The following is a 1,977-nucleotide window of genomic DNA, read 5'->3' on the forward strand; positions in this document are numbered from 1 at the left end:
TTGAGTTTCTTCTCAAATCTTTGCGGGGCTCGATCGAGGTAGAGAACCGTGGCTAGACTGGAACAGTCACATCTCATCTTTCTTCACATATCGCCGAGCTCAGGCGACAAGGCCCGATCTGGGGGTAAAGGTTCTGGGGTGCTTGATTTCCATAGGGACGTAGTGAAAGAAGCCGGGGTTTGCCGCAGTTGCCTGAAGCGATTTGTTCTGGTGATCATTCATAGGCTAAACAGGTAGATCTTCCTTTCGTATCCACGACCTTCGTGAATGTATTCAACAAATGCTAATTCTTCTTTCCTTTCCAATTCGGGTAGATCTTCAACCTTCTTTTCGGACTCACCAACCGGTGCGTAAAAGTAGAATTTCAATGAGGGCTTGTGCTTCGTGAAGAGGTAGTAGTCGGAGAATTCTCTGTCTTGATAAACGCCGAGGAACGCCCACGCGCCCAGAACCAAGGTGGCAGCGGTGATAGCAAGTAGGCCTTTCTTCCTTATTTTCATTTCCAGAACGCTAAGCTCTCACGGCGTGCGCTTGCGCACGTTGTGAGCAGTGCCTTGATATGCTTTGTTTTTTACTGTCCAGCCGTAGCTGAAAAGTAAGCTGAAGTACGTGGTGAAAAGGAAAGCTATGACGAAGAATGCTTTTCTGTAACCGTTCGGTTCGAAGAAATGTCCAGCATCAAAATATGTGAGGATATCCTGAATACCGTCTATTCTTTTATCCCCGACGGTCATAATCATAATTATTCCCAGCAGCATCCAAGTCAAAGGAGCACAGATCAAAATCCACTTCATCCATTTCGGTGCTTGATCTTCCGTTCGGAAAGCCAGCGAAACGATGAACCCAATCAAGATGGTGACACCGTAAAACTGTGGATTGCTAATCATTTGTTCTGCATATCGTCGAGTGGAGGTAAGAGAGGAAGTCCGCAGCGGCTGTATCGAATTACCTCACACGATTGGTTGGAATACTATTCTATGTAATTTGAACCTTAGATAAGAGAAACGACAAAAGACACATATACCCTAGAAACAAAATCAAGATTCGTGTTAATAGGAAAATAATCTCTGTACGTAGCCTAATGGTACGATTTTCTCCAATTGGTTGCTCGCTTATCGAAAATAGAAGGGAATATCTTTTTTTTCTTTCTACCCTGTTGGCGTGACGGTCTAGTTTGTTTAGATCGACTGCCCCCCAAGTGAGTAGCGAAACTAAACCGTGAGAGAAGTCTAGTAAGAGAAAACTCAGAAAACAAATAATCGGGAGAACAAGCTCGCCCGGCAACTGAACGTAGGAGGAAGCCTTCAAGTGGAACAGCCAAATAACAGCAATACCAGCGTATGACAGATTTCGAGAAATCGTGCTGGTCGATTTTCCGAATACTTCCATATTGCTCGACTTTGCATCGAGAAGATCATTGAGACCTTTGTTTTGTTTTTCTGTCATCGTTTTTCCAACGCTAAGGTGTCACGATGGAGGAGGCGGAGCCTCCGGAATTGTGACCACCGCCTGGTTCACCTGATTTATTTTTGAATTTCTTTCGGTTGCCAATGGTGTAAATAAATAGCGCTAATCCTACCATCGTTCCGGTTGGAATGTGAAACAGCCATACGAAACCAAAAGTAAGCATCGTCTTCCATAACCATCTTTCTCTGTATCCAAAACCATCTACAACGAAGCCTAACCACATAATCGCCATCATTCCCATGAATCCGCTTCCTTTGTACGAGTAGACTAAGTCTATAATCTTTTCTTTCGTAATCGATTCAGGGTTCCTCGACATCTCCAAAGCATCCCCCACGGCACTGAGCAACCAAAGTAGAGGAATGGTCAGCAAAATGACGCCGAGGATTGCTAAGCTCTTTTTCATTTATGTGGTGAACGTCGAGTCCTCACGACGTAGGAGGCGGAGCCTCCGGAGTTGTGAGCGACGTTTGGTTGGCGGTAGATTGTTCTCTCTCGAGTTTTGCCCAATCC

General features: G+C 45.1%; 3 protein-coding genes. All 3 read right to left on the reverse strand.

Features of this window, described 5'->3' with window-relative positions; all coding sequences use genetic code 11:
• Nucleotides 1–218 precede the first annotated feature (218 nt).
• The gene (locus JIN87_RS27845; RefSeq protein WP_200359998.1) at nucleotides 219–500 is read right to left on the reverse strand and encodes a hypothetical protein; all 282 of its coding nucleotides are present in this window, start codon (nucleotides 498–500) and stop codon (nucleotides 219–221) included.
• A gap of 18 nt (nucleotides 501–518) precedes the next feature.
• On the reverse strand, nucleotides 519–887 hold the full coding sequence (locus JIN87_RS27850) for a hypothetical protein (RefSeq protein ID WP_200360000.1): 369 nt from the start codon (nucleotides 885–887) through the stop codon (nucleotides 519–521).
• A 572-nt stretch (nucleotides 888–1,459) separates the two neighbouring features.
• Nucleotides 1,460–1,870, reverse strand: coding sequence for a hypothetical protein (locus tag JIN87_RS27855; RefSeq protein ID WP_200360002.1), 411 nt, complete (start codon nucleotides 1,868–1,870; stop codon nucleotides 1,460–1,462).
• Nucleotides 1,871–1,977: the final 107 nt, after the last annotated feature.

Origin of the sequence: Pelagicoccus mobilis, from assembly GCF_016595505.1 — a bacterium.
Lineage (GTDB): Bacteria > Verrucomicrobiota > Verrucomicrobiia > Opitutales > Opitutaceae > Pelagicoccus > Pelagicoccus mobilis.